Raw genomic sequence first — 25,534 nt, 5'->3', positions numbered from 1 at the left:
TCCCATGAACCGCAGCGTGACCATCGACGACTTCCTCGCGATCACCTCTCCGGAGCAGCCGGCCCTCTCCCCCGACGGCTCGCGCGTCGTCTTCGCACTGCGCACGACAGATCGCGACGGCGACCGGGACACCCGCGCGCTCTGGCAGGTTGCCCGCGACGGCGGGGCTCCGAAGCGCCTCACGCACGGCACGGCCGACTCGACGCCCGTGTGGAGCCCCGACGGCAGCCAGCTCGCCTTCCTGCGCGCCGGAGAGACCGGTGCGCAGGTGTGGGTCCTCCCGACCGACGGCGGCGAGCCGCGCGCTCTCACCTCGCTGCCGTTGGGAGCGGGTTCGCCGCAGTGGAGTCCTGACAGCACCAGGATCGCCTTCGCCGCCCCTGTCGACAGCGCCGCGCTCCCCGGCGACGACCGCGCGACGATCCTCGCCCGCCGCTCCGCCCCCGCGGCCGCCGACCGCCTCGGGTACAAGGCGGACGGCGCCGGACATCTCGGCACACTCGTCCAGCAGGTGCACGTCGTCGCCGTCGAGACGGGCGCGGTCACCGTGATCACCCGTGGCACGGCGCACACCACTGATCCGTTCTGGTCGCCCGATGGCACCCGCCTCGCCTTCTCGTCCGCAGCCGACGACGACGCCGACCTCACGATGCGCATCCAGGTCTTCATCACCTCCGCGACCGACCCGAACGCCGCTCCGGTGCGGCTCGGCTCCGCCGACACACAGGCCGCCGTCACCGGGTGGACCTCAGATGGCGCTCACGTCGTCGCCGCCGGTCGCACGAACACCGCCGTCGGCAACGCCGGTCTGCTGCTCTTCCCTGTGGAGGGCGGTGCGCCGATCGACGTGATCGCAGGACTCGACCGGAACGTCATGCCGGGCGGACCTGGATATCCCGGAGGCATGCCGCAGCAGGACGGCAGCGGGCGGCTGGTCTTCTCGATCCGCGACAACGGCTATTCGCACCTGTACACCGTCGCGACCGACGGAACGGATGCTCGCGCACTCGTCGCAGGGACCACGAACATCTCGGGACTCTCCGTCGCCGGCGCAACCGCGGCGGTCGTCCTCTCCACGCCGACCTCCTTCGGAGACGTGGCGATCGTCGATCTCGCCGACGGCACCGTGCACACCCTCACGGAATACGGATCGGTCGATTTCCCGCTCGTCTCTGCGGAAGAGCGTCGTTTCACCATCGCAGACGGCACCGTCGTCACCGGCTGGCTCCGCCGCGACCCCGAGGCCCATGGACCTCTGCCGCTGCTGCTCGACATCCACGGCGGGCCGCACAACGCCTGGAACGGCGCCGCCGACCTCACCCACCCCTACCATCAGATGCTCGCGCATCGCGGCTGGGCGATCCTCACGATCAACCCCCGCGGCAGCGATGGCTACGGCGACGCATTCTTCAGCGCGGTGTCCGGCGCCTGGGGCGTCAGCGACGCGAACGACTTCCTCGAGCCGATCGATCAGCTCGTCGCGGAGGGCATCGCCGATCCCGCGCGTCTCGGCGTGTCCGGGTACAGCTATGGCGGCTACATGACCTGCTACCTGACCTCGCGCGACAATCGCTTCGCGGCCGCGATCGCCGGTGGCGTCATCAGCGATCTCTCCAGCGGCGGCGGCACGTCGGATGTCGGTCACTACCTCGCGGACAAGGAGAACGGCGGACTCCCCTGGCGCGACAAGGAGAAGTTCGCGGCGCAGTCGCCCTACACCCAGGTCGAGCGCGTCACCGCCCCGACGCTGATCCTGCACGGCGCGGCAGACGACCGCTGCCCGGTGGGCCAGGCCGAGCAATGGTTCGCGGCACTGCGTGAGCGCGACGTTCCGACACGACTCGTGCTGTACCCGGGAGGAGCGCATCTCTTCCCGCTGTCAGGGCCGCCGTCGCACCGAGCCGACTTCTCGCAGCGCATCATCGACTGGGTCGAGCAGTACGCCCCGCCGGCGGGTACGCCGATCCGTCCGCGCCTGAACGCCACCCACTGGCAGCAGCGTCTCAGCGCGCTCGCCGAGGCCCATCACGTGCCGGGCGCGACGCTCGGCATCCTCCGGCTGGGTGAGGAGCCGGTGTTCGCACACCACGGCATCCTCAACATCCGCACCGGGATCGAGACCACCGACGACTCCGTCTTCCAGATCGGCTCGATGAGCAAGGCGTGGACTGCGACGGCCGCGATGAAGCTCGTCGATGACGGCCTGCTCGACCTCGACACCCCCGTCGCGCAGTACCTCCCCGAGTTCCGCGCGTCCGACGCCGAGGTCACGCGCACCGTCACGATGCGTCACCTGCTCACCCACACGAGCGGTATCGACGGCGATGTCTTCACCGACACCGGCCGCGGCGACGACACCCTCGAGAAGTACGTCGAGATCCTCGACGGGGTGGCGCAGAATCACCCACTGGGTGCGACGATGTCGTACTGCAACTCCGGTTTCGTGCTCGCGGGCCGCGTCATCGAGAAGCTCACCGGAACCACCTGGGACCAGGCGATGCGCGACCTCCTGATGTCGCCGCTCGGCCTCACGCACTCGTCGACCCTCCCCGAAGAGGCGATCATGTTCCGCGCGGCCAGCGGCCACACGGAGATCGGCGAGGACGGGCCGAAGCTGGCTCCGGCGTGGGTTCTTCCGCGGTCCATGGGACCGGCGGGGCTCATCAACTCGACCACCGCCGATGTCCTGGCGTTCGCGCGGATGCACCTCACCGGTGGTCTCGCGGCCGACGGCACCCGCGTGCTCTCCGCGGAGAGCGTCGCCCGCATGCAGCAGCACGAGGTCGATGTCCCCAACCCCTATACGATCGGCAACGGCTGGGGCGTGGGCTGGATCCTGTTCGACTGGGACGGCAAGAAGCTGGTCGGCCACGACGGCAACACGATCGGACAGTCCTCGTTCCTGCGCATCCTTCCCGAGGAAGGACTGGCGGTGACGCTTCTCTCCAACGGCGGGAACACGCGTGATCTGTACGACGGTCTCTTCGACGAGATCTTCTCGGAGCTGGCGGGCATCCATCTCCCGGACGACCTCACCCCGCCGGAGGATCCGTACATCGCCGACTTCTCCGAGATCGTGGGCTCCTACGACCGCCAGGGCGTCAGTGCCGAAGTGCTCGAAGTCGAAGGCGGGTTGCGACTGCGCACGACCGTCACCGGCCCGCTGGCCTCGCTGCTGCCCGATCCGATCGAGGAGCACGCGTTGATCCCGGTGCGGGAGAACGAGTTCGTCATCCGCCCCGAGGGCACCCAAGCCTGGCAGGCGCTCGTGTTCTACACGCTCGCCACCGGCGAGCAGTACATGCATTACGGCGTGCGCGCAGCGCCGAAGGTCTCATGATGGCGACGCAGGAGGCGTTCCTCGTCGACACCCTGGTCTCAGACATCGAGACCCTCGTGAACTGCGAGTCCCCGTCGTCAGACCTCGATGCCGTGGCGCGGAGCGCCGACGTCACCGCCGCCCTGGGAGAGCGCCTGCTCGGCGTCGCACCCGAGCGGATCGTGCTCGAAGGGCGAACGCATCTCCGCTGGCGCTTCGGCACACCTCGGGTGCTTCTGCTCGGCCATCACGACACGGTATGGCCGTCCGGTTCCCTGCAGTCCCATCCCTTCGAGGTCCGGGACGGCATCCTCCGGGGCCCCGGATGCTTCGACATGAAGACCGGCGTGGTGATGGCGTTTCATGCCGCGGCTGCGATGCAGGATCGTGACGGCATCTGCATCCTCATCACCGGAGACGAAGAGCTCGGCTCACCCAGCTCGCAGGCTCTCATCGAGGATGTGGCGCGGGACTGCGCCGCGGTCTTCGTGCTGGAGGCCGCGGCCGATGGCGGCGCGCTGAAAGTCGCCCGCAAAGGCGTCTCGCTCTACCGCGTCGTCATCACCGGTCGCGCCGCGCACGCCGGCCTCGAACCGCACCGTGGGGTGAACGCGTCCGTCGAGGCAGCTCATCTCATTCTGGCGATCAGCGGCCTCGGCGACTCCGACGCGGGCACGACGGTGACACCGACGCTTCTTCGCGCCGGGAGCACCACCAACACCGTTCCGGCCGACGCCGAGTTCGCCGTCGATGTCCGAGTGCAGACGCGAGCGGAGCAGGACCGCGTCGATCAGGCCATCCGTGCGCTCACGACGACGGTGCCCGGCGCGGAGGTGCGCATCGACGGCGGTTTCAATCGCCGCCCCATGGAGCGCACGGCCTCCGCCGAGCTGTTCGCGAGGGCGAGTGCCATCGCTGCGCGCCGCGGTCTGACGCCGTTCGACGGCGTGTCCGTGGGTGGTGCGTCCGACGGCAACTTCACCGCAGGGCTCGGCGTCCCGACGCTCGACGGGCTCGGAGCGGTCGGCGGTGGGGCGCATGCCGACGACGAACACGTGATCGTGGCGATGATTCCGGAACGGACAGCGCTGCTGGAGGGCCTGCTCATCGAGGTCCTCACGGGGGAAAGGGAATGAGCATCATGAAGACAGTGCCGCAGAGCGCCGCGCACGAGGCCGCCGGGGCGGCGAAGGCCGCGGCCGACGACGCCGGCGTGGATGTCCGACTGCTGTCCACGGTGGGCGAGTTCACCGAGGTCGCTGATCTGTTCAAGAGGATCTGGGCGTCGGACGGCAGCCAGCTGCCGGTGAACGTGGAGACCCTCCGCGCACTTTCCAAGTCGGGCAGCTATGTCGGCGGAGCCTACGACGGCGACGAGCTGGTCGGCGCCTGCTTCGGGTTCTTCGCCGCACCGGGGCGCCGCGCCCTGCACAGCCACATCGCCGGGGTCTCCGCGCGGATGCGGGGGCGCAGCGTCGGTTTCGCACTGAAGGCGCACCAGCGGTCCTGGGCGATCGACAACGAGCTCGACGAGATCTCCTGGACCTTCGACCCGCTCATCAGTCGCAACGCCTACTTCAACCTCGTGAAACTCTCCGCGACGCCCGTCGCCTATCACCAGAACTTCTACGGCCAGATGAGCGACGCTCTTAACGGCGGCGACGACACCGACCGGATGCTCGTGACCTGGTACGTGCGGGATCCGCGCGTCGCCGCCGCCTGCCGCGGCGAGGTCGCCACCGGCGAAGTGCCGGTCGGAGAGGACCTGCTCACCGTCGACGACCATCTCGGTCCGCTGCGCCACGAGACCTCGGCACAGCTCGTGCGGGTGTCGTTGCCGCGCGACATCGAACAACTTCGGAACACCGACCCGGACCGTGCCACGCAGTGGCGACTCGCGCTCCGCGACACTCTCGGCGCGCTGCTCGATCAGGGCGCGTCGGTCGTGGGATTCGACCGCACAGGCACCTACACCCTAGACAGAGGAGAACACCAATGAAGCTCACCGGAATCGAACTCCGCGTCATCGAGATGCCCCTGGTGGCACCGTTTCGCACGTCGTTCGGAGTGGAGACCGTGCGCGAGGCCATCATCGTGCGCGCCGTCACCGACGAGGCCGAGGGCTGGGGCGAGTGCGTCGCGATGAGCGACCCGCTCTACTCCTCCGAGTACGTCGAGGCGAGCCTCGACGTGATCAAGCGCTTCCTGCTTCCGGCACTGGCGCAGGTTCCCGATCTCGATGCGTCGAAGGTCGCACCGGCGCTCGCCAAGTTCAAGGGTCACCGGATGTCGAAGGCCGGCCTGGAGCTCGCGATCCTCGACGCCGAGCTGCGCGCCAGCGGAGTTCCGCTGTCACGCGAGCTGGGCGCCGTCCGCGACACGGTCGAGTGCGGTGTCTCGGTGGGCATCATGGAGTCGATCCCAGAGCTGCTCGACGCCGTCGACGGCTACCTCGACGAGGGATACGTCCGCATCAAGCTCAAGATCGAACCGGGTTGGGACATCGATCCCGTGCGGGCCGTGCGCGAGCGCTTCGGTGACGACATCCTGCTCCAGGTCGACGCCAACACGGCGTATCGGCGAGGCGACGGGCAGCACCTCGCGAAGCTCGACCCCTTCGACCTTCTCCTCATCGAGCAGCCCCTCGACGAGGAAGACCTCCTGGGTCACGCGCAACTCGCGAAGGTCGTGAAGACGCCGATCTGTCTCGACGAGTCCATCGTCTCCGCTCGCGCGGCGGCCGATGCGATCGCGATCGGCGCCTGCTCGATCGTGAACATCAAGCCGGGGCGCGTCGGCGGCTATCTCGAAGCGCGGCGTATCCACGACGTCTGCCAGGCCAACGAGATCCCCGTCTGGGCCGGCGGGATGCTCGAGACGGGTATCGGCAGGGCTGCCAACGTCGCCCTCGCTGCACTCCCCGGCTTCACCCTCCCTGGCGACACCTCCGGCTCGAACCGCTACTACTCGAGCGACATCACCGAGCCGTTCGTGATCGAGAACGGCACGCTCACCGTGCCGACCGGTCCCGGCATCGGAATCACTCCGCACCAGGATGCGCTGGACGACGTCACGACGCGTACAGAATGGATCACGTTCTGATCCGGAGGAACCGCATCGCCTTCGCGGATTGATTTCTGTGGAGCACGACGAGATTCGGGTACGATTTCGTCGTGCTCCACAGATTCAACCCCCGCAATCACCCCGTAGCGTGGGCGTCGTGCTCATGTCAGTGACGACACGACCCCGCGCCAGCCTCGGCCGTGTGATCGAAGATCTCGGAGCGACGCTTCTCGACGTCGTCTGCGGCAGTACCGACCGCGACATCGAGATCGAGGCCGTCGTGATCCACGACATCCTCGACGACGCGATGCCGATGCGCGGCGCCCTGGTGCTGGGCGTCGGGCTCAGCGATCCCGTGGAGATCGCAGCGCTTCTGCACGCCCTTGCCGCGCAGGAGGCGACTGCTCTGGTGCTGCGTGCGCCGGTGCGAGCCGACGACGCCCTGCTGGAGGCATCGGAGCAGACAGGCATCCCGGTTCTCGCTCTCACCCGCGGAGCGTCCTGGGCTCAGCTCACCGCGATGCTCCGCTCCCTGATCGGAGAGGGCGACGTCGGCGATCGCGGAGCGCAGACACTGGGCGGCATGCCGGCGGGTGACCTCTTCGCGCTGGCGAACGCGATCGCCACGCTGCTGAACGCTCCGGTGACGATCGAAGACCGCAACTCCCGCGTCGTCGCGTTCTCCGGCCGACAGGACGAAGCCGACCCCGCCAGAGTCGAGACGGTGCTGGGCCGTCAGGTGCCGGAGCGATTCACCCGGCAGCTCGAAGAGCGCGGGGTCTTTCAGGAGCTGTACCGCAGTACGAATCCGATCGACGTCGAACCCGTCGGCACCACCGACGGCACCCCGTCCATTCCCCGCGTCGCCCTCGCCGTACGCGCCGGCGACGAGATTCTGGGGTCGATCTGGGTCGCGGTCCAGGAGCCGCTGAGCGGCGATCGCGTTCGTGCGCTCAAGGACTCGGCGGGGCTCGTCGCGCTGCACATGCTCCGTCTGCGGGCCGGGGCCGACGTCGAGCGTCGCCTCCGTGCCGACCTGCTCGCGACGATCCTCGAGGGAGGACCGGGCGCCGCCGACGCCTCGGCGAGGCTTCGCCTGAACGACCATCGCTGCGTCGTGCTCGCCCTGTCGGTCGCCGACGGGCGCGGCGACGACCTGTCGCCCGATGCCAGAGGCGCCGCCGAGAGGCAGCGGATCGCCGACGCCTTCGCCATGCACCTCGGCGCCGTCTACCTCCGCTCGGCCGTCGCCGTCGTCGGCAATGTCATCTACGCCGTCGCCGGGGCCCGCCCCGACCACAGCGACGCCGACCTCCGCGCCGCCCGCGTCGCGACAGACTTCCTCGGCCGTCTCGGATCATCCTCCGACATCCGCGTCGGCGTCGGAACGATCGCCGAGGACACCTCCACGATCCCGGTCTCGCGAATCCACGCCGATCGCGCGCTGAGGGTCATCCAGCAGTCCACCCGCCACGACGCGGTCGCCGTCTTCGCGGCGGTGCAGATGGACGCGCTCCTGGTCGAGCTGGGCGATCTGGTACGTGCCCGCGGCGATCAGCCGACAGGAGCCGTCGCCCTGCTGATCGCGCACGATCGAGAGCGCGGCACCCAGTTCGTTGAGACCCTGCGCGCGTGGCTGGATGCCTTCGGTGACGTGAGCGTGGCCGCGAAGCGCGTCTATGCGCACCCGAACACGTTCCGCTATCGACTGCGCCGGCTCGGCGAGATCAGTGACCTGGATCTGACCGACCCGGACACCCGCTTCTCGGCGATGGTTCAGCTGCGCCTGCTCGTTCCCGACGAGATCAGGACATGATGCGCGCACCGGCGACGGCGCCGTGCACGTGCAGCGGATCGTAGCCGGCCATCCGCAGCGTCGACTGCACGTCCTGTGCACTCTCCGGGCCATCGCAGAGCAGCGCGACGGTCGGCCCTGAGCCGGAGATGATGCCGGCAAGAGCGCCCTCGCGGATGCCGATCTGGATCGTCTCCGCGAGGTCAGGACGTTCGTGGACGGCCGCCGCCTGCAGATCGTTGTGCAGACTCTCCGCGAGCAGCGCCGGATCGCCAGAGCGCAGCGCCTGCAGCACCGGGATCGGTACGTCGAGCGAGACCGGCGGGTCGTCGGCGAGCGCACCCTCCTCCGCGCGCAGCGCGTCCAGGCGTTGGTACACCACCGGGGTGGACAGTCCCTCGTCGCTCGTCACCAGCACCCAGTCGAAACGTCCCCTGGCGAGTGCGGGATTGAGCTGATCACCGCGGCCCGTGCCGACGGCCGTGCCGCCGTGCAACGCGAACGGCACATCGGCACCGAGTCGCGCAGCGAGCTCGTGCAGTCGCGACGGAGACAGTCCGGTGCCCCACAGCGCATCGCAGGCGACGAGAGCAGCAGCCGCATCCGCCGACCCGCCGCCCATGCCCCCGGCGACCGGAACGCTCTTGCGGATCTGGAGTGCCACACCACCGGAATAGTCCGTCGCCGACGCCAGCAGCTTCGCCGCGCGCATCGCCAGGTTGCGGTCGTCGAGCGGAACGCTGTCCGGGTCGTCCACGCCCGAGACCGTCACCGAGAAATCGTCCGCGTGGTGCGCGATCACGTCCTCATAGAGCGACACCGCCTGGAACACCGTCGCCAGGGCGTGATACCCGTCGTCGTGGCGCGCGCCGACGCCGAGGAAGACGTTGATCTTCCCCGGTGCCCGCACGTGCACGGCATCCGAGATCGAGGCGAAGCTCATGGGCTCGGGCTCACAGGTCGGACGACTTCGCCCAGAGGTTCACGTCGACGGCGTCGGCGAGCTCGTCGATCCGGGCGAGTTCCGAGGCGTCGAACGCGGGACCGTTCACGGCGGCGATGTTCTCGTCCAGCTGCGATGTCCGCGACGCTCCGATGAGCGCGGACGTGACGACCGGGTTGCGCAGCGTCCACTGCAGCGCCATCTGCGCGAGCGACTGACCGCGGTCGCGGGCGACGTCGTTCAGTGCACGCAGTGTGTCGACCGCAGCGGAGGTGAGCGGGCCGTCCGGGAGCGATCCGCGTTGCTGCGCGCGATCGGCGGTGCCGTCGCCGAGGTACTTGTCGGTGAGCAGCCCCTGCGCGAGCGGGGTGAACGCGATGGCGCCGAGCCCGTTCTGCTCCAGCGTCGCCGTGAGCCCGTCCTCCACCCAGCGGTTCAGGATCGAGTACGCGGGCTGGTGGATCACCAGCGGGGTGCCGAGATCGCGGGCGACCTTCACCGCCGCCTCGGTGCGCTCAGCGCTGTACGACGAGATGCCCACGTAGAGCGCCTTGCCCTGCCGGACGAGGGTGTCCAGCGCCCCGATGGTCTCCTCGATCGGCGTGACCGGGTCGACGCGGTGCGAGTAGAAGATATCGACGTAGTCGAGTCCCATCCTCGTCAGCGACTGCTCGGCGCTCGCAAGGATGTACTTGCGGCTGCCGAGGTCGCCGTAGGGACCGGGCCACATGTCCCAGCCGGCTTTCGACGAGATGATCAGCTCGTCGCGATACGGGCGGAGGTCCTCGGCGAAGATCCGGCCGAAGTTCTTCTCGGCAGAGCCATAGGGCGGGCCGTAGTTGTTGGCCAGATCGAAATGCGTGATGCCTCGGTCGAAGGCGTGGCGAAGCAGCGCTCGCTGGTTGTCGAGCGGGATGTTATCGCCGAAGTTCCACCACAGGCCCAGCGAGATCGGCGGCAGATACAAGCCGGTCGTGCCGACCTGGCGGTACTCGAACTGCTCGTAACGGTTCTCGGCCGCCGCGTACGGGCGGTGGAGTTCGGGGACGTCGGGGCTGAAGCGCGAAGACTCTGTCACCGTGCCAGGTTAGTCCCTGACCGTCAGTGAGCGCGTTCGCTCTCCTCGATCTCGATGCGCTCGGCATGCTGGGCGATGCGCTGATAGTCGTCGACAGTGAGATCCTCGCCCCGCGCTGTCGGTGCGACCCCGGCAGCGATCAGGATCTCGGATGCGCTGGCCGAGCTGCCGAAGATCCCGGAGAGCGCCTGTCGGAGCATCTTGCGACGCTGGTTGAAGGCGGCGTCCACGATCGCGAAGGTGCGTCGCCGCTCTTCCTCCGTGCCGCGCGCCGTCGCCGCACGAGCGAACCCGACGAGAAGGCTGTCGACGTTGGGAACCGGCCAGAACACCTGGCGCGAGACGGTGCCCGAGAGCTTCCATTCCCCGTACCAGGCGGCCTTCACACTCGGCGTGCCGTAGATCTTCGACCCCGGTTTCGCGGCGATCCGCTCGGCGACCTCCGCCTGCACCATCACGACTCCGCGCTGCAGGTAGGTGAAGTTCTCGAGGAAATGCAGCAGCACGGGCACCGACACGTTGTACGGCAGATTGGCGACCAGCACGGTCGGTTCGCCCGGAAGCTCGGTTATGCGAAGCGCGTCGGCGTCGACGACGGTGAGCATCTCGGGCGGGACGCCGTGCTCAGCGGCAGTCTGCGCCAGGCGCGCGGCCAGGCGGTGGTCGATCTCGACGGCGGTGACGGATGCGCCGGCTTCGAGGATGGCGAGCGTGAGCGAGCCCAGGCCCGGTCCGACCTCCACGACGCGCTCCCCCGGCTGAACGCGTGCTGCTTGCACGATCTTGCGGACGGTGTTCGCGTCGACGACGAAGTTCTGGCCGAGCTTCTTCGTGGGGGTGACGTCGAGCTCGGCGGCAAGGCGGCGGATCTCGGTGGCGCCGAGCAGGGTGACGGTCATCCGTCCATTGTCCCCTACCGCCAGTACTCTTTGATGATGCCCTCCCTCGGTGACCTCGTCGCGCCTCGCCGGATGGGAAGAGACTTCCGCTGGCTGCTCGCTTCTTCCTGGACGAGCAATATCGGCGATGGAGTCGCCCTCGCGGCGGCGCCTCTGCTGATCGCCTCGATGACGTCGTCGCCGATCCTGGTGGCATCCGGCGCCATCCTGCAGTTCCTGCCCTGGTTGCTCTTCGGCCTGCATGCGGGCGCCATCGCCGACCGGTTCGATCGCCGCCGACTGGTGATGTTCGCGAACGCCGCCCGCGCCGTCGTCCTGGCCGCGCTGTGCGTCTTCCTCGTCACCGGCTCGGCCAACATCTGGATCGTCTTCGCGGTCGCATTCCTGTACGGGACCGCCGAGGTGTTCGTCGACACGGCGGGCAGCACCCTGCTGCCGATGGTCGTGAAGCCGGCAGATCTCGGCCTCGGCAATGCGCGGCTGCAAGCCGGATACCTCGTCGCGAATCAGTTCGCCGGCCCGCCGCTGGGCGCCTTCCTGTTCGCCGCCGGCACGGCGTGGCCGTTCCTGCTCGAAGTCATCTGCGTGTCTTTCGCCGTCCTGCTGATCTCGCGGATGGCGAGGACACCCGTTCCGCCGAGAGAGTCCGGCGCGCACCCTCCGGTGCACACGGACATCGCCGAGGGGCTGCGCTGGCTGTGGCGAAACCCGCCGGTGCGGATGCTGGTGCTGATCATCCTCGTCTTCAACATCACGTGGGCCGCCCCCTGGGGTGTCCTCGTGCTGTACGCGACGGAGCACCTGCAGATGGGCCCCGTGGGGTACGGCATGCTCACGACGGCGTCCGCCGCCGGCGGCCTGCTCGCGACGGTGAGCTTCGGCTGGCTGGAACGGCACGTGTCGTTCGCCACCCTCATGCGCGTCGTGCTGACGCTCGAGGTGTTGATGCACCTCGCGTTCGCGCTGACCACCGTCGATTGGGTGGCTCTGGTGATCATGTTCGTCTTCGGCGCGTATGCGTTCATCTGGGGCACGATCTCGACGACGGTGCGCCAGCGGCTGGTACCAGCCGAGCTGCAGGGCCGGGTCGCCTCGGTGAACATGGTCGGCGTCTTCGGCGGCATGGTCATCGGCCAGGCGCTGGGCGGCGTGATCGCCCAGTTCTGGGGACTGACCGGTCCCTGGTGGTTCGCCTTCGTCGGCGCCGCGATCACGCTGCTCCTGGTGTGGAAGCCGATCTCGCAGATCGTCAGCGCGAAGCCGGTCGGCGGGCCCGAGCAGGGCGAATGATGTCGAGGCGCTTCAGTAACGCCTGGGCGCTTCAGCTGAAGAGATCGACGAGAGTGTCGACGCGAGCACCATGGTTCTCCGGTGCGAGGCGGCGCTCACGGGCCAGCACCGCGATCCCGTGCAGCCCGCTCCAGAAGACCTCGCCTCGCGTCGCCGCGTCCGCATCGCTCTTGCCGCCGACGACAGCGACGAGCACCGCGAATCCCTCACGCAGCTCCTGCGGTGTCGATTCCTGAGCGAACTCGACGGCGAGACGCATCGAGAACATCGCCTCGTAGGTGGCCGGATGCTCTGCCGCGAAGGCGAGATAGGCCTCCACGAACGCCCTCACCCGTTGTGCGCCCTCCACTCCTCCCGATGCCTCACGCATCGCGGCGGTGAAGTCGCGGAATCCCGACAGCGCCACGGCGTTCACGATGCCGTCCCTGCCGTCAGGGAAGTGGCCGTAGAGAACCGGCGGGCTGTACTCGATCTCGCCGGCGAGGCGGCGTGTCGTCACCGCCGACCAGCCATCGCGTTCGGCGATCTCCCGCGCGCGGGTGACGATGCGCTGCTCACGGTCCTGGCGGTCTCGCGCTTTGCGCTCCTGCACTCCCATGCTCGAATTCTATCACTGATAGCTTTTTCCTGTTCGATGATCTATCGTTGTTAGATCTTCTACTTATGAAAGGTTCACTTATGTTGCACGTGATCGGAATGGTCCTCAGCTGGACCGGCGCAGTCGGCATCATCGGAATCGGCATCGCCTACCTGATGAAGCACGAAGGCAATGCTTCCGGGTTTGGACTGCCCACCCTTCCGTCGCCGGATGCTCGCGGTTGGTGGCAGGTCAAGGGGATCCGCGACATCGGCACCGGCTTGACCCTCATCGCCTTCGCCCTCTTCGCGCCGACACAGCTCCCGCTGGCACTCCTGCCGATGGCGGTGATCCCGTTCGGAGACGCCTGCATCATCCTCGCGAACAAGGGCAGCAAGAAGACGGCGTACTCGGTGCACGTCAGCACCGCGGTGGCCATGCTGATCGCCGCAGGTCTGCTCGTGCTCTGAACGCTCTTGACAGATTTATTTGTCTAGCCGCAGACTGTCCATGTGAAGTACCTCGACGAACCCGATGTGGTGCGCACAGCACTGTCCCCGATACGCCGGCGACTGCTGGGCCTGCTCCGCGAGCCCTCCTCGGCGATCCGCCTCTCCGAGGAGCTCGGCCTCCCCCGACAGCAGATCAACTATCACGTGAAGGAACTGGAGAAGGCAGGCCTGATCGAACTCGTCGAGGAGCGGCAGCGCCGCGGCTTCACCGAGCGCGTCTACCGCGCATCTCAGTCGACGCTCATCGTCGATCCTGGAGTCATGGGGCGCGCCTTCGATGGCATCCATGATCAGTACGCCGCCGAACATCTTGTGCAGGTGGCTGCAGGTACCGTACGCGACGTCGCCCGGATGCAGGCCAAGGCCGACGAAACCGGACAGCGGCTGCTGACCTTCACGATCGAGGCCGAGGTGCGATTCGCGGAGCCCGGTGATCTTCACCGGTTCGCGGATGCGCTGACCGATGCCGTACGCCGTACCGTCGAATCCTTCGACTCCGCCGGCGGGCGGCCATACCGCTTCGTCGCCGGTACTCACCCGGCACCAGCAAGCCCTCAGGCCGAGAAACAGGAAGAGAGAGGCGAGAACGATGTCTGAAACACCCAGGATCCGCGTGACCATCGCCGCACCGGTGAGCGAGGTCTGGAGCGCCCTCCGAGACAAGGACCGCATCAGGCACTGGCACGGCTGGGTGTTCGACGGCGGACCGGACGGAAGCCTGGACCAGGAGATCGACCTGATCTACTTCACCGATGTGACGGTCGGCGAGCACCGGATCGATCTGAACGGCGGCGACACGATCGATCTGGAACAGGTCGAAGGCGGCACGCGCGTGACGCTGACTCGTGCGGCACCGGAAGACGACCCGGACTGGGCGCGGTACTACGACGAGATCACCGAAGGGTGGATCACGTTCATCCATCAGCTGCAGTTCGCCGTGGAACGCCACCCGCGCGCTGCTCGTCGCACTGTCCTCCTGCGCGGAAAGGCGCCTTCCGCGCTGGCGGCGATCTCCGACGACCCGCGACCGCTCGCAGGAGCCCCGTACGAGGGATCGCTCGCCGGCGGGATCGCCGGCGGCCGTGTCTGGTTCAGGTCCGACCACCAGCTCGGTCTGACGGTGTCCGAGTGGAATGACGCGCTGCTGGTGCTCCATCGCGATGGAGCCTCCGACGAGGTGATGGCGCTCCTCAGCCTCTACGGCGTCGACGAGGATCGCTTCTCAGAGCTCCGCGACCGGTGGGGTGCCTGGTGGCACAGCTCCGACGCCGAAACCGTCGACGAGCGCGCTCAGTCCTCGAAGGAACCGTAGACCGCGAGCGTGTTCGCGGCGACCTGGGCGGCGAACTCGTCGACCTCAAGCCCGAGCTCCGCGGCCATGAAGCGCAGCGTGATCGGCACGAGGTACGGCGCGTTCGGCCGGCCACGTAGCGGCACCGGCGTGAGGAACGGCGCATCGGTTTCGATCAGGATCCGCTCCACCGGCGTGACCTTGAGGGCATCACGCAGGTTCTGCGCGTTCTTGAACGTGACGTTGCCGGCGAAGGACAGGTAATAGCCGGCGTCCGCGCAGATCCGGGCCATGTCCTCATCGCCGGAGAAGCAATGGAACACCGTGCGCTCCGGGGCGCCGACGCGGACCAGCGTCTCCAGCACGGCGTCGTGCGCGTCACGGTCGTGGATCTGCATCGCGATGCCGTGCTTCTTCGCCAGGGCGATATGCGCCTCGAAGGAGGTGAACTGCGCGTCGTGGCCCTCAGGTCCCGTACGGAAGAAATCCAGCCCCGTCTCCCCGATCGCCCGCGCACGCGGATGCCCGGCGAGCTCGTCGATCGTCGCGATGGCCGCATCGAGCGTGCCGTTCGCGGCATACGTCGGTGCATCGTTCGGGTGGATGGCGACGGCGGCCAGCACGCGAGGGTCGGATGCCGCGGCATCCACCGCCCAGCGCGAGGATTCGATGTCTCCCGACGCCTGCACGACGCCGACGATGCCGACGGCCTGGGCACGATCGAGCTGCTCGGTCAGCGAGAGCGGCTCATCGCCGTCGACGATCTCCAGGTGCGCGTGATTGTCGTACATCGGCACCGCCAGTGGTTCGGGCGCCGCCGGATACCGCAGGTCTTTGCGCCCGTCGCCCGACCTCTGCTGCACGTAGACCATGGCTCAGGCAGTGGACTCCACGCGCGGGAACAGCGGGGCGAGCCCGTTGACGCTGGTTCCGGGACGCAGGGTGCCCCAGTTGCCCGCCTCGCGGATCGGCTGGTCCTGAAGTCGGCCGAGCGTCTCAGCGGCGCCGAGTGCGATCCAGAGCTTCTCCGTGGCCTGGGGCATCACCGGCGACAGCAGCACCGCGAGAGCCCGAAGACCCTCGGCGCAGGTGTAGAGCACGGTGCCGAGGCGCGCGCGCTTCTCTTCATCGCGGGCCAGCGCCCAGGGCTCGTTATCGGTGATGTAGCCGTTCAGCGCATCGACGATCGTCCAGATCGCTGCGATGGCCTCGTCGATGCGGAACAGGTCGACGGCGGCATCCGCCTTCGATGCCGCATCTGCGACGATCTTCTGAATCGTGAGATCCTGCTCCGTGTACTCCGCGGCCGGGGGCACGATCCCCTCGAAGTACTTCTCGATCATCGCTGTCGTGCGCGATGCGAGGTTGCCGAATCCGTTCGCGAGCTCCGCCTGGTAGCGAGCGGACAGGTCCTCCCAGGAGAACGAACCGTCCTGCCCGAAGGCGATCGCCGAGAGGAAGTAGAAGCGGTACGCGTCGGAGCCGAAGACGTCGGTGATCTCGGTCGGCGCGATACCGGTGAGCTTCGACTTCGACATCTTCTCGCCGCCGACGAGCAGCCAGCCGTGGGCGAAGACGCCCTTCGGCACCTCGAGCCCCGCAGCCATCAGCAGCGCCGGCCAGATGACGGCGTGGAAGCGCAGGATGTCCTTGCCGACCACGTGATACGCGGGCCAGCGACGATCGAAGGTCTCCTGATCGGAGCCGTAGCCGATCGCGGTGGCGTAGTTCAGCAGCGCGTCGACCCACACGTAGATGACGTGCGACTCGTCCCACGGCAGCGGGATGCCCCAGTCGAACGTGGAACGCGAGATGGAGAGGTCCTTCAGACCCTGGCTCACGAACGAGACGACCTCGTTGCGCGCGGAGTCGGGACGCACGAAGTCGGGCTGGGTCTTGTAGAGCTCGAGCAGGCGGTCCTGGAACTCGCTGAGCTTGAAGAAGTAGTTCTTCTCCTGCAGCAGTTCGAGGGGCTTGGAGTGGATCGCACAGACCTTCAGCCCTTCGAAGGGACCAGTGCCGTCGACGATCTCGGACTCGGGCTTGAACTCCTCGCAGCCGACGCAGTAGAGCGCCTCGTACTCGCCTGCGTAGATGTAGCCGCGGTCGTACAGGCGCTGGAAGAACGTCTGCACGTTGATCTCGTGGCGCTCCTGCGTGGTGCGGATGAAGTCGTCGTTGGCGACGTCGAGCGTGTCCAGCAGCGGGAACCATGCCTCGCTGACGAGCTTGTCGACCCATTCCTGCGGCGTGACGTTGTTCGCCGCGGCCGCGCGCAGCATCTTCTGGCCGTGCTCATCCGTTCCGGTGAGCATCCAGGTGTCATCCCCGGCCTGGCGGTGCCACCGTGCGAGGGTGTCGACGGCCACCGTCGTGTACCCGTGGCCGATGTGCGGCACATCGGAGGGGTAGTAGATGGGCGTGGTGATATAGAACGATTCGCCTGCGGGCATGCGGACAATTCTAGGCGGGATGCCGGGGGTCGTTACGCGCCCGGCGGCACAGCGCGCTCTGCTGCGATCAGGCGACCGACACGGAGATGCGGTGCCACCCCTCTGCGCCGTTGGGAGCCGGCGGGGTACGGTTCGAGGTCTGGGTGTCACCGGTGGCGCTGATCGCCCGGCACTCGATCTGATGATCGCCGCTCTCGGCCGTCCACGGCACGCTCCACTGCACCCAGGTGTCGTCCGAGATCGCCGTTGCGAGGTCGGCCGTCATCCAGGAGCCGCCGTCGACGCGCACCTCCACGCCGCGGACGCCGACGTGCTGCTGCCAGGCCATACCGGCGATCATCGTCTCGCCGGGGTCTATCTGCCGTCCCCGGCGAGGAACGTCGATGCGCGACTGCAATTTGATCGGACCGCGCGCATCCCATCCGCGGGTCGTCCAGTACGCATCGACCCGGTCGAATCGAGTGACTTCCAGCTGGGTGACCCACTTCGTCGCGGACACGTAACCGTAGAGCCCCGGCACCACCATGCGCACCGGAAATCCGTGTTCGACGGGCAGGGGCTCACCGTTCATTCCGATCGCGAGAAGCGAGTCGCGGTCATCGGTGAGCACCTCCAGGGGCGTGGAGGCGGTGAATCCGTCCACCGAGGTCGAGAGAACCATGTCGGCATCGTCCGCGACTCCGGCGCGGGCGAGCAGTTCTCGAAGGGGATGCCCGAGCCAGCGGGCGTTCCCGATCAGCGAGCCGCCCACGTCGTTCGACACGCACGCCAGCGTGACGTCCGCTTCCTGCATCGGCAGCGCGAGCAGCTCATCCCAGGTGATCACGAGTTCGCGATCGACCATTCCGTGGATCCGCAGCGACCACTCCGCCGGGTCGACCTGCGGCACGACGAGAGCGGTGTCGATGCGATAGAAGTCGCGGTTCGGCGTCACCAGCGGCGCCAAGCCGGGAATGTCCAGCTCCGCGCCGGCCGGGATCGGCGCTGCTCGTTCCGCGGCCGTCGGCAGGCGCAACGCCTTCCTGATCGCCTCGATCGAGCGGGATGCTCCGTGCGCCACGTTCGCGGCGACGAGAGCGACCACTCCGACAGCCCCGGCCGCGGCCGTCCAGATCAGGAAGCGGCGACGGTCGATCGGTCGGCTCTCCCCGCCCACAGGTGCGGCAAGGGCGGGGTCCGGACGCAGGCGCCGGATGAGCATCCGCAGGGCGACGATCGCCGCGGCACCCGCGACGGCCGACGGCGCCCACGAGAAGGCGCCGGCACCGGTGCGCGTCATCGCGATCGCCGCACCGACGACGCCGATCGCACCCACGATCACGACGCCGGCACCGGCACGACGCCGCTCGAGCAAGCCGGCGGCGGCGGCGATCGCGGCGAGCACCACCGCGATGCCGATCAGCAGCGCCGCCTTGTCGAAGGTGTCGAAGAGAGCGATGGCGAGGTCCTTCGCCCAGCTCGGCGCGATGTCGATCAGTGCGCCGCCGATCACGGCGAACGGACTCGCGGCCGGCAGGAACAGCGCGGCGCTCAGCTCACCGAGCCCCGCACCGAACGTCACGGCGGCGAGCCCAGCGGCCGCGGCCCGGTAACCATCGCGTGTCCCACTGCCCTGCGCCATGACCTGAGCGTAGCCCTGACGCCGACCAGAAGACCGGATGGGGAACGATCCGCGGCCGTCGTCTCACAGCCCGTTGCGGCGGGCGACCTCCCCCAACCATGCCAGGGCGGGCTTGGGCGTACGGGCGAACGTCTCGTGGTCGAACGCGATCAACCCGAAGGTCGGTGCGAAGCCGCTGGCCCACTCGTAGTTGTCCAGAGCGCTCCAGTGCTGGTACCCGCGCACCTCGATGCCGTCGGCGATCGCGCGGTGCAGCCCCTCCAGAGCCCCCTGAGTGTAGGCGATGCGGCGGGTGTCGTCGGAGGTCGCGATGCCGTTCTCGGTGACAAGCACGGGCACTCCCCCGCTCAACTCCCAAGCGCTGCGCACACCCATCTCGAGGGCCGGCGGGAAGAACTCCCAGCCGGTGAGCGTGGTCTCCACGTCATCCGCGACCGGGCGAGGCCCCTCCGGCCCGATGAAGGTGCGGGTGTATGCCTGCACGCCGACGAAGTCGTCGCCGGCGGACTGCTCCAGGTACCAGTGATCCCGCGGGTCACCGTACTCCGCGAGCATCTCGTCGGCCCCCGGCTCGCCCGTGGAGTGGAAGGCCTGAGTGGCGATCGTCCAACCGGCCTTGACGCCTGTGACCGTGTGCAGGATCTCGGACGCCCTTCGATGCGCGGCGAGCAGCGTGTCCGCAACTCCGAGATCAGGGCGCGGGAGCCCGAACGCGACCAGGTTCGATGCCTCCTCGCCTCCGGCGAGCATCGCAGCGATGTTCGGCTCGTTGATCGTGCAGACGTAGTCGACGCCGTCCAGGATCGGCAGCACCGTCTCCACGTAGCGGGAGAAGAGGTCGACGGCGTCGTCCGCACGCCAGAAGCCGTCGCGCTGGAACCACTGCGGCACCGTGAAGTGCATCAGGGTGACCGTCGGGTCGAGTCCGTGCTCGCGCGCCGTGTCGATCATGCGTCGGTAGTGATCGAGCATCGCCCGCGAGATGAACCCGCGCTCCGGTTCGATCCGCGCCCATTCCACCGAGAAGCGGTAGGAGTTCAGCCCGGCCTCCGCGAGAAGGCGCATGTCTTCCGGGTACCGGTGGAAATGGTCGGCCGCGTCACCGGACGGCTCGACCATCGGCGATCCAGGGGCATGCTCCATCGCCCACCAGTTGCTGGTGGTGTTGTTCCCCTCCACTTGGTGGGCCGCTGTCGCGGCTCCCCAGAGGAAGCCATCGGGGAATTCGAGCACGGGTGCTCCTTTCGTCATCATGAACAGACCAGCGGCGCGGTCAGCGGGCGCGCGCCGGATTGGGTACGGCATCGAGAAGCTGGACGGTGTACGGATCCTCCGGATGCTGGAGCACATGCGCGGTCTCGCCTCGTTCGACCACGCGCCCGCTGTTGAGCACCAGGATGTTCTCGGTGACCAGGCGAGCGCTGAGCAGATCGTGCGTGATGTAGAGCATGCTGATGCCCCAGCGCTCCCGCAGGTCCTCCAGCAACGCGAGCACCCCGGCGCGCAGCGAGACATCGAGCATCGACACCGGCTCATCGGCGATGAGCACCTGCGGGTCGCTGGCGAGGGCACGCGCGATCACGACGCGCTGTCGCTGTCCTCCCGACAACTGGTGGGGCAGCTTGGCGGCGAACTGCTCGACCGGTGTGAGCCCGACCGTCTCCAGAAGTTCGAGCACGCGGGCCTTGGCTTCCTGTCCCCGCAGGGGGGTGTAGTTGACCACGGGACGAGTGAGCGCGTACTCCACGGTGTGCAGCGGGTTCAAGGCCGAGTACGGGTCCTGGAACACCATCTGCAGGTCCTTGCGAAGATCACGCAGACCGCGACGGCGCAGGGAAGCCACATCGACGTCGCCGAAGCGCACCGATCCGGAGGTCGGCTTCTCGATACCGGTGAGCAGCTTCGCGATCGTCGACTTGCCCGAGCCCGAGGCACCGACGAGCGCGAGCGCCTCACCCGGTTCCAGACGGAACGAGACGTCGTCGACCGCGGTGACGGGCCCCTGACCGCGCCGGGGCGGCGGATACACCTTGGAGACGCCGTCGACCACGATCGCGGCGTCGGCTCGACGCTCGTGACGCTGCGACACCGTCGGCTGCGTCTCGGTGACGTCTGTGCGCAACGTGCCCTCACGTCGCCGCGTGCCGAGGTCGACGAATCCGGGGATCGAGATCGTCTCGGCGCGCGGGTCCGCGTAGTGGCTCAGCAGCATCCGCGTGTACTCGTCCTTCGGGTGCATCAGGATGTCACGGCTGGGTGCGTCTTCGACGATCCGGCCCTCGTGCATCACCATGACGCGGTCCGTCGCCTCCAGCACGATCCCGAGATCGTGGCTGATGAGGATGGCCGTGAACTGCTCGGCCCGCTGCAGATCGCGGATCGTGTCCATGACGGCGTGCTGGACCAGAACGTCCAGCGCGGTCGTCGGCTCATCGAAGACCATGAGCTGCGGTTCCAGAGACAGCGCGATCGCGATCGACGCACGCTGCCGCATCCCTCCGGACAACTCCCCCGGGTACCGCTTCAGCACGTCGGGGTCGAGTCCCATCTTGCCGACCAGGTCGCGGGCACGCTCCTCCCTTTCCTCCCGGGGCACGTGGCCGTGGGCGGCGAAGACGTCGCGGAAGTGGGCGCCCACGGTGCGCACGGGGTTGAGCGCGTTCATCCCGGACTGGAGGACCATGGCGAAACCGCCCTGCCGTTGGCGGCGCAGTTCTTCCGCATCCAATTCGCGGACGTCGCGGCCCGCGAACAGGATCCGGCCGCCGCTGATCCGGGCCGGCGGCTTCTGCAGCCTCGTCAACGCGAACCCGAGCGTCGACTTGCCCGAGCCGGATTCGCCGACGAGACCGACGAACTCACCGCGGCGAAGAGTGAACGACACGTCCTCGACGGCGGTGACGGGCACCGCACCCGGCGAGGCGTACTCGACCGAGAGCTCCTGGACGTCGAGCAGGATCTCCCGCTCGTCCGTGGCGGCGGGTGCATTCGCTGCGACCGATGTCGGCGTATTCACGCTCATCGTCCCTTTCCTTCCCGCAGGCGCGGATTGGAAATGCCATCCACGCCGAAGTTGATGAGTGTGAGGCTCAGCGCCAGCAGGGCGATGCACAGACCCGGAGCGAACAGCAGCAGCCACTGCCCCGTCAGCAGGGAGTTGGAGTTCTGCGCCCAGTAGAGCATCGTTCCCCAGCTGACGATGCTGGAGTCGCCGAGCCCGAGGAACTCGAGGCCGGCTTCGGCGAGGATCGCCGCGGTCGCCGCACCGAAGAGCGTTCCGGCGATGATCGACGTCATGTTCGGCAGGATCTCTCGGAAGACGATCCGTGCCGGGCTGTCACCGGAGAACTGCGCCGAGGCCACGAAGTCGTTGCCCCGCAGCGACTGCGTCTGGCTGCGAAGGACGCGAGCGCCCCATGCCCAGCCGGTCACGACGATCACGGCGATGATCATCCGGATGCCGCCGTTCTGCAGATATGCGGCGATGACGATCATGAGCGGCAACCCGGGGATCACGAGGAACAGGTTGACGACGAAGCCCACGGCCTCGCCGGCGAAGCCGCGCATGTAGCCCCAGCTCAGCCCGATGAGGACGGCGACGATCGTGGAGAGGATGCCGGCGGCAAAACCGACCAGCAGGCTGATCTGCGCGCCGTAGACGAGCTGGCTGAGCACGTCTTCACCGGCGGCCGTGGTGCCCAGCCAGTGCGCCGCCGAGGCATCGGCGTTGCGCTCGAATCCGTTCTCCTTGGGACCGTAGGGCGCGATGAGCGGGGCGAACACCGCCACAAGGACGAAGAACGCGAGGATGCAGAGTCCGAGGCGAGCTTTGCCATTGCTCCACAGGGTTCCGACCATCCGTCCGATCGATCGCCATCGACTGGGCGCGGCGATCCGGTTCACGGGCACTTTGACGTTCATCGTGGAGGTCATCGGCGGGTCCTTGGGTCCAGTACGCCGTACAGGATGTCGACGAGGAAGTTGGCGATGAGCACGCTCACGGTGATCATCAGGAAGAGCGCCTGCATGAGCGGGTAGTCCTGCCCGATCACGGCGTTGAAGAGCAGATATCCGATACCGGGATAGCCGAACACCTGCTCGACGAGGATCGATCCGCCCACCACCCCGCCGAGCGTGAGCCCGAAGCCGGTGAGGTTGGGAAGGATGGCGTTTCGGGCCGCGTACCGAAGCGCGATGGTGCGCCCGTGCAGCCCGTTCGCCTCCGCGAACGTGACGTAGTCCTCGCCGAGGGTGTTGATCATCGCGTTGCGCATGCCGATGATCCAGCCGCCCAATGAGGTGAGCAGGATCGTGAGCGCCGGAAGCACCGCGTGTCGGGCGAGGTCGGCGATGAACTCGCCGGTGAACCCGGGTGTCGTCGTCGCCGAGTATGCCCCGGTCGTCGGGAACCAGTGCAGCACGTATCCGAGGAAGAACAGCAGGAGCAGAGCGGTCCAGAAGTACGGGAACGTGCTGAGGAAGGATCCGGTGAGCGTGGGCAGCGCATCCAGCCAGGTGCCGCGTCGCCATGCGGCCGCGACACCGATGAGCGTGCCGATGACGAATGCCAGGATCGTGACGATCCCGACGAGGACGAGCGTGTACGGCAGCGCCGTCGAGACCATGCTCGCCACGCTCTGCGGATAGAAGGTGTACGAGACGCCGAAGTCCAGACGTGCCACCTGGCCGAGGTAGGCGATGTACTGATCCCACATCGATCCGGTGGGGACACCCAGCTGCGCCTCGATCGCCGCGCGCGTGGCGTCGGAGACCGGGCCGTTCTGTGACAGCTTCGCGAGCGCCGCGTCTGCGGGCGAGCCCGGCATCAGCCGTGGCAGGAAGAAGTTCAGGGTGATCGCCGCCCACAGCGTGAGCAGGAACAGTCCGAGCTTCTGGAGCAGGTACTTCACTGGCCCTCCTCCTTCACTCGCTCGAGCCGCGTGAAGATCATCAGCGGCGCCGAATCGTAGTTCTGCGGAATCATGTACGGGTCCTCCTCTGAGGGCCAACCGGTGAATTTGGCGTCGTTGAACAGGCCCCAGATTCCGCCGTAGTAGAGCCCGATCACTGGCAGGTCGTCATAGACGATGGCCTGCAACTCGTGCACGATCTCCTTCTGCCTGGCAGGGTCCACCGTGGCGCGGTACTCGGCCAGCAGGGCGTCGGCCTCCTCCGAGCGGTAGCGCTGGAAGTTGTTCGAGGTCGTCTCTCCCGAGGGGACGTAGAACTCGCTGGAGAGGAGACCGTTGTACGCCTGGTAGACGTCGCCGTTCCCCATCCCGCCGATGGCCATCTCGAAGTCGCCGTTGCTGATGGCGCTCTGGTAGCCCGCCGGCTGCGGGAGTTTCAAGGTGACCTTCACACCGACCGCCGCGAGCTGTCGCTGCACGGCCTGCGCGGCGCGCGTCCAGTCGGAGAAGCCGTTGGCCGTGGTGAGGGAGAACTCCAGCTGCTCGCCGTCGGCACCGACCAGTCGATCGCCCTGCAGCGTGTAACCGGACTCGGCGAAGGCCGCCAGCGCGGCATCCGCATCCTGGGCGATCATCCCGCCGTCAGGGATCTCCGGGTCCAGATACTCCTCCTGGTTCGGCAGCACGAGACCCGTCTGTCCCGCCGGCTGCATGTAGCCCTCGGAAGCCGTCTCGGCGATCTCCTCCCTGTCGAGCGAAAGGGCGATCCCCCGGCGCACGTTGACGTCGTCGAAGGGTGCGACCTCGAGGTTCGGCACCAGGGAGATCACGCCGGCCGGCGGGAACCACCAGTCGTTGTGCGGGCTGGCCGCTCCCCAGGTGCCCTCGACATCGGAGATGAAGGAGTAGGCCCAGTCGTATCCCCGGGTGACGGTGTCGAGCTGGGAGTTGGTGGCCGGCAGCACGACGTGCTCGATCTCGATCGAATCCGACTGCCAGTAGTCCGGGTTCCTGTCCATCGAGTACTGCTGGTCGTTGTAGTTGCCGAGCACGAACGGCCCGGTGCCGACGGGCTCCTCGTTGCGCCAGGTACCAGGATCAGCGACGTCCGACCAGATGTGCTCCGGAACGATCATGGTCTGCCCGAGAATCGACAGCGAGGGGGCATCCTCGCCCTTCAGACGGAAGACGACATCGCCGCCCTTCACCTCGACGCCGTCGAGGTGCTGCCAGGCGCCCTTGATGTCGAGCGCCGGGTTGTCCTTCAGCAGATCGAACGTGAACGCGACGTCCTCTGCGGTGAAGTCCTCGCCGTCGCTCCACTCGACACCGTCGCGGATCGTCATGACGATCGTGCGGGCGTCCGGTTGCGACCATTCAGAGGCAAGCCAAGGGTTCTGCGTGCCGTCGAGCGGGTTGATCAGGATGAGGGGCTCGTAGATCCAGCGCGAGGCCGTACGAGTGTTGGTGAGGTACGGGTTGAAGTTCCGCGTGAAGAAGGGGTTCCCCTTGTCCGCGTTGATCAGCATCGTGTTGTCGCCGATCGATGGATCCGGCTGCGAACTGATCTGGATGCTGCATCCGCTGAGCACCACGGCCGCAGCCGCAAGGCCCACCACCGCGGCCCGCCGCCAGCGCCGGAACATGTGCGTCTTCGACACCCTGCCACCTCATGTCGTCTCTGTCATGAAGGGCGCCCACTGATCGGAGCACCCGCACGGCATCAGCCGCAAGAGCAATTGTAAGCGCATACATTTTGCGACCGCAACCCCTTGGCTCCGGC

Annotated in this window: 21 protein-coding genes; 9 read left to right on the top strand and 12 right to left on the bottom strand. The window is 67.7% G+C overall.

The window, feature by feature from the left end; genetic code table 11:
• Positions 1 to 4 precede the first annotated feature (4 nt).
• The 5 genes from MRBLWO13_RS11220 to MRBLWO13_RS11200 all read left to right on the top strand — a co-directional run bounded on the left by MRBLWO13_RS11220 (position 5) and on the right by MRBLWO13_RS11200 (position 8,198).
• The gene (locus tag MRBLWO13_RS11220; protein WP_341974082.1) at positions 5 to 3,340 is read left to right on the top strand and encodes a serine hydrolase; all 3,336 of its coding nucleotides are present in this window, start codon (positions 5 to 7) and stop codon (positions 3,338 to 3,340) included.
• Positions 3,340 to 4,455 carry a M20 family metallopeptidase gene (locus MRBLWO13_RS11215; protein WP_341974081.1) on the top strand — a complete coding sequence of 372 codons (1,116 nt, stop codon included), beginning with the start codon at positions 3,340 to 3,342 and terminating at the stop codon, positions 4,453 to 4,455. The genes MRBLWO13_RS11220 and MRBLWO13_RS11215 overlap by 1 nt, the downstream gene beginning before the upstream one ends.
• Positions 4,452 to 5,318, top strand: coding sequence for a GNAT family N-acetyltransferase (locus MRBLWO13_RS11210; RefSeq protein ID WP_341974080.1), 867 nt, complete (start codon positions 4,452 to 4,454; stop codon positions 5,316 to 5,318). Before MRBLWO13_RS11215 ends, MRBLWO13_RS11210 begins: the two co-directional genes overlap by 4 nt.
• Complete coding sequence (gene menC, locus MRBLWO13_RS11205) at positions 5,315 to 6,421, top strand: o-succinylbenzoate synthase (RefSeq protein ID WP_341974079.1); 1,107 nt, start codon at positions 5,315 to 5,317, stop codon at positions 6,419 to 6,421. Before MRBLWO13_RS11210 ends, menC begins: the two co-directional genes overlap by 4 nt.
• Before the next feature lie 130 nt (positions 6,422 to 6,551).
• Complete coding sequence (locus MRBLWO13_RS11200) at positions 6,552 to 8,198, top strand: helix-turn-helix domain-containing protein (RefSeq protein WP_341974078.1); 1,647 nt, start codon at positions 6,552 to 6,554, stop codon at positions 8,196 to 8,198.
• Here MRBLWO13_RS11200 and MRBLWO13_RS11195 read toward each other — a convergent pair.
• The 3 genes from MRBLWO13_RS11195 to rsmA are packed head-to-tail and all read right to left on the bottom strand — an operon-like array spanning position 8,188 to position 11,097.
• On the bottom strand, positions 8,188 to 9,120 hold the full coding sequence (locus tag MRBLWO13_RS11195; protein WP_341974077.1) for a 4-(cytidine 5'-diphospho)-2-C-methyl-D-erythritol kinase: 933 nt from the start codon (positions 9,118 to 9,120) through the stop codon (positions 8,188 to 8,190). The two genes, MRBLWO13_RS11200 and MRBLWO13_RS11195, sit on opposite strands and share 11 nt — an antisense overlap.
• Before the next feature lie 10 nt (positions 9,121 to 9,130).
• A complete protein-coding gene (gene mgrA, locus MRBLWO13_RS11190) occupies positions 9,131 to 10,198 on the bottom strand; it encodes an L-glyceraldehyde 3-phosphate reductase (RefSeq protein WP_341974076.1) in 1,068 nt (355 codons plus the stop codon).
• A 23-nt stretch (positions 10,199 to 10,221) separates the two neighbouring features.
• Positions 10,222 to 11,097 (bottom strand): 16S rRNA (adenine(1518)-N(6)/adenine(1519)-N(6))-dimethyltransferase RsmA, encoded by an 876-nt coding sequence (gene rsmA / locus MRBLWO13_RS11185; RefSeq protein ID WP_341974075.1) that lies wholly within the window; start codon positions 11,095 to 11,097, stop codon positions 10,222 to 10,224.
• A 36-nt stretch (positions 11,098 to 11,133) separates the two neighbouring features.
• Here rsmA and MRBLWO13_RS11180 point away from each other — a divergent pair, with 36 nt between their 5' ends.
• Positions 11,134 to 12,387 carry an MFS transporter gene (locus tag MRBLWO13_RS11180; protein WP_341974074.1) on the top strand — a complete coding sequence of 418 codons (1,254 nt, stop codon included), beginning with the start codon at positions 11,134 to 11,136 and terminating at the stop codon, positions 12,385 to 12,387.
• Positions 12,388 to 12,418: 31 nt separating this feature from the next.
• Here the strand turns inward: MRBLWO13_RS11180 and MRBLWO13_RS11175 are convergent, their stop codons facing one another.
• Positions 12,419 to 12,985 (bottom strand): WHG domain-containing protein, encoded by a 567-nt coding sequence (locus tag MRBLWO13_RS11175; RefSeq protein WP_341974072.1) that lies wholly within the window; start codon positions 12,983 to 12,985, stop codon positions 12,419 to 12,421.
• 80 nt (positions 12,986 to 13,065) lie between these two features.
• Between MRBLWO13_RS11175 and MRBLWO13_RS11170 the strand changes: the two genes are divergently transcribed.
• Genes MRBLWO13_RS11170 through MRBLWO13_RS11160 form a run of 3 tightly spaced genes read left to right on the top strand, consistent with a single transcriptional unit; the run spans position 13,066 to position 14,788 of the window.
• On the top strand, positions 13,066 to 13,434 hold the full coding sequence (locus MRBLWO13_RS11170) for a DUF4267 domain-containing protein (RefSeq protein WP_341974071.1): 369 nt from the start codon (positions 13,066 to 13,068) through the stop codon (positions 13,432 to 13,434).
• A gap of 42 nt (positions 13,435 to 13,476) precedes the next feature.
• On the top strand, positions 13,477 to 14,073 hold the full coding sequence (locus MRBLWO13_RS11165) for a helix-turn-helix domain-containing protein (RefSeq protein WP_341974070.1): 597 nt from the start codon (positions 13,477 to 13,479) through the stop codon (positions 14,071 to 14,073).
• The gene (locus MRBLWO13_RS11160) at positions 14,066 to 14,788 is read left to right on the top strand and encodes an SRPBCC domain-containing protein (protein WP_341974069.1); all 723 of its coding nucleotides are present in this window, start codon (positions 14,066 to 14,068) and stop codon (positions 14,786 to 14,788) included. Before MRBLWO13_RS11165 ends, MRBLWO13_RS11160 begins: the two co-directional genes overlap by 8 nt.
• On the opposite strand, the gene MRBLWO13_RS11155 is transcribed toward MRBLWO13_RS11160, so the two are convergent.
• The 8 genes from MRBLWO13_RS11155 to MRBLWO13_RS11120 form a co-directional block, all read right to left on the bottom strand.
• Complete coding sequence (locus tag MRBLWO13_RS11155) at positions 14,767 to 15,639, bottom strand: TatD family hydrolase (protein WP_341974068.1); 873 nt, start codon at positions 15,637 to 15,639, stop codon at positions 14,767 to 14,769. The two genes, MRBLWO13_RS11160 and MRBLWO13_RS11155, sit on opposite strands and share 22 nt — an antisense overlap.
• 3 nt (positions 15,640 to 15,642) lie before the next feature.
• Positions 15,643 to 17,220: a methionine--tRNA ligase gene (gene metG / locus MRBLWO13_RS11150; RefSeq protein ID WP_341974067.1), complete on the bottom strand. Its 1,578-nt coding sequence runs from the start codon at positions 17,218 to 17,220 to the stop codon at positions 15,643 to 15,645.
• Between the two features lie 67 nt (positions 17,221 to 17,287).
• Positions 17,288 to 18,841, bottom strand: a complete 1,554-nt coding sequence (locus MRBLWO13_RS11145; RefSeq protein ID WP_341974066.1) for a molybdopterin-dependent oxidoreductase — start codon at positions 18,839 to 18,841, stop codon at positions 17,288 to 17,290.
• Between the two features lie 63 nt (positions 18,842 to 18,904).
• Positions 18,905 to 20,074, bottom strand: coding sequence for a family 1 glycosylhydrolase (locus tag MRBLWO13_RS11140; protein WP_341974065.1), 1,170 nt, complete (start codon positions 20,072 to 20,074; stop codon positions 18,905 to 18,907).
• A 40-nt stretch (positions 20,075 to 20,114) separates the two neighbouring features.
• A complete protein-coding gene (locus tag MRBLWO13_RS11135; protein WP_341974064.1) occupies positions 20,115 to 21,863 on the bottom strand; it encodes an ABC transporter ATP-binding protein in 1,749 nt (582 codons plus the stop codon).
• On the bottom strand, positions 21,860 to 22,774 hold the full coding sequence (locus MRBLWO13_RS11130; RefSeq protein WP_341974063.1) for an ABC transporter permease: 915 nt from the start codon (positions 22,772 to 22,774) through the stop codon (positions 21,860 to 21,862). Before MRBLWO13_RS11130 ends, MRBLWO13_RS11135 begins: the two co-directional genes overlap by 4 nt.
• Positions 22,771 to 23,751, bottom strand: a complete 981-nt coding sequence (locus tag MRBLWO13_RS11125) for an ABC transporter permease (protein ID WP_341974062.1) — start codon at positions 23,749 to 23,751, stop codon at positions 22,771 to 22,773. The genes MRBLWO13_RS11130 and MRBLWO13_RS11125 overlap by 4 nt, the downstream gene beginning before the upstream one ends.
• Positions 23,748 to 25,412, bottom strand: coding sequence for an ABC transporter substrate-binding protein (locus tag MRBLWO13_RS11120; protein ID WP_341974061.1), 1,665 nt, complete (start codon positions 25,410 to 25,412; stop codon positions 23,748 to 23,750). Before MRBLWO13_RS11120 ends, MRBLWO13_RS11125 begins: the two co-directional genes overlap by 4 nt.
• Between the last annotated feature and the right edge of the window lie 122 nt (positions 25,413 to 25,534).

The organism is Microbacterium sp. LWO13-1.2 (assembly GCF_038397725.1).
GTDB lineage: Bacteria > Actinomycetota > Actinomycetes > Actinomycetales > Microbacteriaceae > Microbacterium.
Note: the sequence above shows the minus strand (reverse complement) of the source record. Positions and strands in the feature narration are given on the sequence as shown.